This is a genomic window from Phycicoccus flavus (assembly GCF_004025965.2).
In the GTDB taxonomy this organism is placed as follows: Bacteria; Actinomycetota; Actinomycetes; order Actinomycetales; family Dermatophilaceae; genus Phycicoccus; species Phycicoccus flavus.
The window spans coordinates 291-6,729 of sequence record NZ_SAYU02000110.1 but is presented as its reverse complement, the minus strand read 5'-3'; the positions used below and the strand labels follow the sequence as shown (position 1 = coordinate 6,729).

Genomic DNA, 6,439 nt, shown 5'->3' with positions numbered 1-6,439 from the left:
TGGGCAGTGCGGTGGAAGCCTGCGTTGAACGCGTTCCCTGTCACCTTCGCCGACCGCATGCCGGCCGCCGAGAACCTCTGAAGATGAACGCCGGAAACACCGTTCATCGGACACACCCGACGTCGACGCTGTCGCTGGCCTCGGTTCGGTGGCGTTGAGCCACGAGCGATGCGCGGCGACGCATCTCTTCGACGCTGTCCGGTGGGGTGAAACCGCCAGGCCCCGCGTTGAGAGCCTGTGCGATGTCGGTGTCCAAGGTGAAGCTCATGGTCGTTCTCCCCGTGCGTTGGCATTCTTCTGAAGGATTGCGGCGCGATCTGAGGAAAGCCGCACCTCGACGAGCGGGCTGCCCTCCACCCACGCTTCGAGCGGGGGCAGCGCGCTGGTCTGGTCAGGGGTGAGGTACTGGGAGAGATCCTCAAGCACGCGGCCGAAAACTCGCCGACGGCGGGCTGTGGCCGTGACGGGTAGCGCGGTCGCGGGCAGGTCAGCGGTCAGGCAGTGCTTGACGTGAACGGTCAGCGTCGGGTCGGCCAGCAGGTTCGCGTACCAGCTGCGTCGGGCCGGCTGTGTGGTGAGGAACAGCGCGCCGTCCACACGGTAGAACCACATCTCGATTCGTCGTGGTCGACCGCTGCGGCGGCCCAAGGTGGTGATGTCGATGGTGCGCGCTTGCGGCGGGCAGTCACGCGCGATAGTCAGGGCGCGCCGGGCCGCTCGGTCCTCAGCGCTCGTCACTGCACGGACCTGGCGTCGTCGTGAGTCGGGCCGACCTCGTGGCGCGAGCCGCCGTCTTGGGTCCGAGGAGCAGGCGGCGGGTCGACGGTCTCCGCCGCGGGCGTCTCCGTCTCGACGGACTCGCGAGTGGCGTCGACCATCAAGAGCACGGCGACGAGGGCGACGAGGAGCAACCCGGCCGCCACAGCGAATGCCACGTGGTAACCAGCGACGGATGCCATCGGTGGCGGCTGTGGGCCAGAAGGTGAGGCGATCGCATCCTGTCCGTGCGTCTCTAGCCAGTCGGTCCACGCCTGGGCGTAGATCGTCGACAAGACAGCCGTGCCGATCGCACCGCCGACCTGCTGGCTGGCGTTGAACAGCGCGGACGCCACCCCGGCGTCCTCAGCGCCCACCCCGTGCAGGGCGAGTGAGGAGAGCGCGACGAAGACCAGTCCCATGCCCATGCTGATCCCAACCTCAGGCAGGAGCACATGGACCACGAGCGGGGAGTCGACCCGGAGCGTGCACAGCACCGCGAGACTGCCGGCGGCGACCGGAAGCCCCGCGAGGATCAGGGGCTTGGGACCAAGACGTGGCATCAGTCGGCTCGCCAGGCCCGCAGAGACAAGAAAGCCCAGGCTGAACGGCAGAAACGCCAGGCCGCATGCGAGGGGCCCGTAGCCGCGGATCTGCTGGAAGTAGAAGGTGAGGAACAAGAACATCCCGAAGAGGCCCAACCCTGCGAAGAGGACACCCAGGAAGGCGGTACCGCGGTTGCGGTCGAGGACCACGCGTAGCGGCAACAGGGGCGAGGAGGCGCGCGACTCCCGCGCCACGAAAGCTGCCAGCAGCACCACCGCTACCAGCAGCAGGCCAAGCACGCCTGTAGACCCCCATCCCTGACCGGACTGACCCGCTCGCGTAGTGCCCAGGACCAGGGCGGCCAAGCCGCCCGAGCTGAGCACGGCCCCGACGACATCGAAGGCCCTCGAACCCACGCCGCGGGTCTGCTGCAGCAGTCGCAAGCCAGCAACGGTGGTGACGAGGGCCAGCGGAACGTTGACGTAGAGGCACCATCGCCAGTTCAACCATTGGGTCAGGAAGCCACCGAGCAGGAGGCCGATGGCGGCACCGGCACCTGCCACCCCGCCATACACCGCGAGCGCAGTGGCGCGCTCCTGTCGCTGGACGAAGGTGGTGGCGATGATCGACAGCGCGGCGGGCGCAAGCAAGGCAGCAAACGATCCCTGCAGTGCTCGCGCCGCAAAGAGCACGCTCGCGGTCGGCGCCGCGCCTCCGAGACCAGAGGCCGCTGCGAAGCCGACCAGACCGACAAGGAAGGCGCGCTCGCGTCCGAAGAGGTCCGCGACGCGGCCGCCCAAGAGGAGTAGACCACCAAACGCCAATGCGTAGGCGGTCACCACCCACTGCGCCGTGGACAGGGTGGCGATGTCGAGGTCCTGCTGTGCTTGTGGCAGCGCGATGTTCACGATGCTGGAGTCGAGCACAACCATGAGCTGGGCGACGGAGACCACGGCCAGCACCGCCCAGCGACTGTGGGCGGGTGAGGAGACGATGGGAGGCCAGGAGGACATGATCGATCCTTTATCAACGATACGATACCGGTGCGTTTCGAAAGTACCCCTCTTATGCCCAGTGCGCAAACATCGGTATGGGCCTCCTCGCGTCGACCTGACGGGCGGCGTGACGCCGACCCCCACGTCGAAGCGTGCGCAGCCCGGTATTGGCCGGCATGAGTGGGACGTCCATGGCGATATTGCGCGCAGTCGAGCTGCGCGGAGGGTGTGGCCGGCGAGCCCGATGAGGGGCGGCTGCTGCCTTCAGGTCGGCGCGCGCGGGCGGTGAGGTCAGGGCCCGACGGCCGTGCTGGGGAAGCGCTCCGGGATCGGCGCCTGACCGCAGACCGACACCGATGATTCAGGTGGTGCCGGCGCGGTCGCTGAGCATGCCGTAGAGGGGTGCGAACGGTGACAGTGCGGCGGGGGGATGAGAATGGCTTACGTCCGGTCGGTGGGGTTGTCCCGGAGCTGAGTCATATCGGCGGGCTCGGTGCCCTGGAGGGTCCAGCTCGCAACCCACAGCGACGTCGGTCCTCTCGGGCCGCGGACGTCGGGTGCCAGGCCGCCGCGTTACTAGAAGACCGGTTGCAGGCCGCTTCTTCGGTGGCCGGCGCAGGGTCGTCGCGCCCGTGGCCGAGGTGCGCTTGTGATATAAGAAACGATATAGTATCGTATCGTTAATGCGCGAGTCCGAAGCCATGCCGACTCGTGAGCCACATGAAGGGAGGATTGACATGGCGAAGGCACAAGGTCGCCCGCGCGACGCCAGCCGTGACGTCGTCATCTTCGACGCGGTGCTAGAGATGTTGCTCGAGGTCGGCTACGACCGTCTCTCCATCGGCGGGGTAGCCGAGCGTGCGGGAGTCGGAAAAGCTACTGTCTACAGGCGTTACCCGGATAAGGCGTCGCTCGTCACCGCCGCGGTCGATCGCCGAGCACGGCCTGACTCGCGCCGCCTCGCTACCCCCCCTGCGGACATGCGCGAGATGCTGCTGGAGACCGTGCGTCGGCTCGGCTCCGAGATCTCGACCCAGGGCGCTGGTCTGCTGTACGCAATGTTCGCCGGCATGCGCAGCGACCCACAGCTGGCGGCGAACATGCAGCAGGTGCTGCGGCGTGACACCGACGCACTCGTGAGCGTGCTCCGCCACGACACGCTTGACGGGGTAGCGCCTCTTTCCCCTGCGGCTGCATCCTTGGTAGGTGAGGTCGCACCGGCGCTGATCTTGCACCGGCTGACCGTCGAGGGCCAACCGTGCGACGAACTCTTCGTACAGCACGTCGTCGACGACATCCTTTTGCCCCTGGTGCGCTCCAGTTGAGTGCATCCTTGACGGCCCCACATCCCATGCCGCCGAGACGGGTCGCTGCACCACGTCGGCCTCGCTCATCGCGCGCCGCTCCGCGACGTGAGGCCTGGAAACCTGGACCGCGTGTCGCGAGTCGGCCGTGCGACGTCCGCAGGACGCACCATGGACCGAACGCCCATGAGTCCCCGATCGGCTGGGACGAACTTGGAAGTACCTCAGGACCGGCCGAGAGCACCACCGAAGAGCACCGACACAGCCACACTGCACCGATTGGAGACCGCCATGCACGCAGTCCGCTACGACCGCTTCGCCGGCATCGACGAGCTCTACCTCGACGAGCTCCCCGCGCCTACACCGGTAGCTGACGAGGTGCTGGTCCAGGTCGAGGCCGCTGCCCTCAACCCCGGGGCACTGCCGGCCCTGCACGGATCCTCGTTCACTCCCAACCGCGACCTCGCCGGTCGGGTAATCGCGGTCGGCGCCGAGGTCGTCGATGTCGCCGTCGGGGACGAAGTCCTCGGGTGGGTGCAGAGCTGGGACGCCCACGCCGAACAGGTCGCGGTGCCCGCCACGCAGGTGGTGATCAAGCCTGCCCGGCTCAGCTGGGACATCGCCGCCTCCTTGGCTACCACGCCGATGGCCGGAGTGGGCGCCTGGAAGGCAGTGACACCAGGCGCGGACGATGTTCTCGTGATTTCCGGCGCATCGGGTGGCGTGGGTTTGGTGGCCGCGCAGTACGCCGTTCGCAGCGGCGCCCGCGTGCTCGGGCTCACCAGCAGCCGCCACATCGAACTGCTCCGCCGGCTGGGCATCGAGCCCGTGCTCTACGGTGAGGGCGAGACGGGCCGCATCCGGGCAGCGGCCGGCGCCCAGACGATGACGGCCTTCATCGACGCCGTCGGTGGCAACTATCTCGATCTGGCGCTGAGCCTCGACATCGACCCTGACCGAATCAACACAGTCGTGGACTACCCCGGTGCTCGTGACAAGGGCGTCAAAGCGCTCGGCACCCGCGACGCCGGTGGACTGCCCGCGCTGGCCGAGCTCGCCGAGCGCGCGGCATCGGATGACCTGCTCGTCCCCATCGGGGCGACCTATGCTCTCAGCGACGTTCGTGCGGCCTACCGCGCGCTGCGCGACCGTCAGGTGTACGGCAAGATCGTGCTTCACCCCCAAGAGGCGGCCTAGATGTGGTGCCCAGAAGTGTTGGTCGAGATCCTACGACGACACGATCTGTTGCGTAAAAGGGAGAAAGCTTCCTGATGTGGAGTGGAGCCATCTAGGAACCGCTCCACACGACGGTGAGGCCTTAAGCGCCAGCGCTACCTATTCCAATGCGGAGCCTGATCCCACGCGCCAGACTCAGAGCGGCCCGGCTCATCGTCGGGCATGGCTGGAGCCCGGCACGTGCCCGTTGGTGTTGTTGTGGGTTGACCGTTGCCAAAGTGAATGGGTGTCGCAGAAGTAGATGTCAATGTCGGCGAAAAGTTGGACCTTCTTGCAGTCCCGAATCTCGACTCGCGGGTCCCACGTCAGGGTGCGCGGCAACTGCTCAAGCAAGGTGTTGATCCGTGCGGCTAGGGCGAGGACCACCGGTTCGGCTCGGAACCCTGCTCTCAGCGGAACCAGCATCGCGTAGCCGATGGTCCGTTCGACGATGATGGCTATCGCGCAGGCGTTGGCTCAGCCGATGATCAAGTCGCCCTTCGGGCGCCGGGCACGGCCCGATCGGAAGCTTCATCGGGGCGCTGACTGATGTTGACCAGGTAAGGCGACACCCGGTTCTTGCGTCGGGCAACCCTGCCGAGTGGGGACCTGAACCGCCCTGAGTCATCCTCCGGGAGACTCAGGGCGGTGCACCCTCCCCGGGTCCTGCAGCACGCGTGGGGCTGCTGCATCGATCGGTGACAACCGATCTGTGGTGCGGAGGGGGGCGGCCACCACCAAGGGTTTGCTGGGTGAGCGAGCCTGTCCGCTACAGGTCGAGGACGAGGCGCAGGGCTGCGTCCACACGACGGAGCTCGTCGTAGGTCAGGTGGCCCGTGCTGTCACCGAGGCGGCCGGGACCGACGGCGGTCGTCTGCTCGAGGAGGACCACCGTCCGTCGGCCGCCGATCAGGACCTCGGGTCTGAAGCTGGCCGCGCGCGCCCAGGTGGACGTGGGTGCGACCAGCCGGGTCGAGAGCGGGAAATCGTCGGACTGGACGACGAGCGCGAACCGTCAGTCGGCCTGCTCGTGACCCCGCGCGTCTGGAGGCGCGCGCAGCCGGAAGACCTCACCACGCACGCAGCGTCTCCATGTCCCGCAGGACCTGCGCGGCCTCGTCTCGGTCGTGCTCGTCGGCTGCCAGCGCGGCAGCCTCTGCGCGTAACGCCGAGCGGGCTCGGTCGCGGGCGGCGTCGATCAGCGCGGCGCGGACTGCGGCGGAGACCGAGGTGCCGTCTCGGGTCAGCGCGGCGAGTGCCCGAGCGGCGTCCTCGTCGGGGCGGAAGGTGATCGTCGCGGCCACGACACGGACGTAACACAGCGTGTAAGACGACTGCGGAAGTCCGTCGGGCTGAGGTGTGGCTCAAGAACGGCCCCAAAACGTCGTTCTCCGGTGCAGGAGACGGCAGGGTGCGACCCTTTGCGACAGCGGGCGACAGCCAGGCAAGCAGCATCGCTGACCTGCTACGTTGCCGCGAACTGGGTGTCGGCTGGTGGCGTGCCGGGTCGCCTCCGGGATCCTCACCGGCGGTCTACGGATCAGAAGGTTAGGGGTTCGAATCCCTTCGGGCGCGCAATGTGATGTCTCAGGACATCGCGGACTCCCCGAACCCTCAGGGTTG

General features: G+C 67.5%; 5 protein-coding genes and 1 pseudogene. 2 read left to right on the top strand and 4 right to left on the bottom strand.

The genetic code is table 11. The annotated features are described in order from the left end of the window. Positions 1–264: 264 nt before the first annotated feature. Together EPD83_RS19490 and EPD83_RS19485 are read right to left on the bottom strand one after the other, a co-directional pair. A complete protein-coding gene (locus EPD83_RS19490; RefSeq protein WP_205859627.1) occupies positions 265–738 on the bottom strand; it encodes a nitroreductase/quinone reductase family protein in 474 nt (157 codons plus the stop codon). Then, positions 735–2,264, bottom strand: coding sequence for a DHA2 family efflux MFS transporter permease subunit (locus tag EPD83_RS19485; protein ID WP_235950742.1), 1,530 nt, complete (start codon positions 2,262–2,264; stop codon positions 735–737). The genes EPD83_RS19490 and EPD83_RS19485 overlap by 4 nt, the downstream gene beginning before the upstream one ends. Positions 2,265–2,980: 716 nt before the next feature. Between EPD83_RS19485 and EPD83_RS19480 the strand changes: the two genes are divergently transcribed. Both EPD83_RS19480 and EPD83_RS19475 read left to right on the top strand, forming a co-directional pair. Then, positions 2,981–3,622 (top strand): TetR/AcrR family transcriptional regulator, encoded by a 642-nt coding sequence (locus EPD83_RS19480; RefSeq protein WP_205859626.1) that lies wholly within the window; start codon positions 2,981–2,983, stop codon positions 3,620–3,622. A gap of 258 nt (positions 3,623–3,880) precedes the next feature. Beyond that, positions 3,881–4,798 carry an NADP-dependent oxidoreductase gene (locus EPD83_RS19475; RefSeq protein WP_205859625.1) on the top strand — a complete coding sequence of 306 codons (918 nt, stop codon included), beginning with the start codon at positions 3,881–3,883 and terminating at the stop codon, positions 4,796–4,798. A 787-nt stretch (positions 4,799–5,585) separates the two neighbouring features. On the opposite strand, the pseudogene EPD83_RS19470 reads toward EPD83_RS19475, so the two are convergent. Both EPD83_RS19470 and EPD83_RS19465 read right to left on the bottom strand, forming a co-directional pair. Next, positions 5,586–5,819, bottom strand: a pseudogene (locus EPD83_RS19470) (type II toxin-antitoxin system PemK/MazF family toxin); the annotation flags it as partial. Between the two features lie 67 nt (positions 5,820–5,886). Further along, the gene (locus EPD83_RS19465; RefSeq protein ID WP_128366745.1) at positions 5,887–6,120 is read right to left on the bottom strand and encodes a hypothetical protein; all 234 of its coding nucleotides are present in this window, start codon (positions 6,118–6,120) and stop codon (positions 5,887–5,889) included. Positions 6,121–6,439 lie beyond the last annotated feature (319 nt).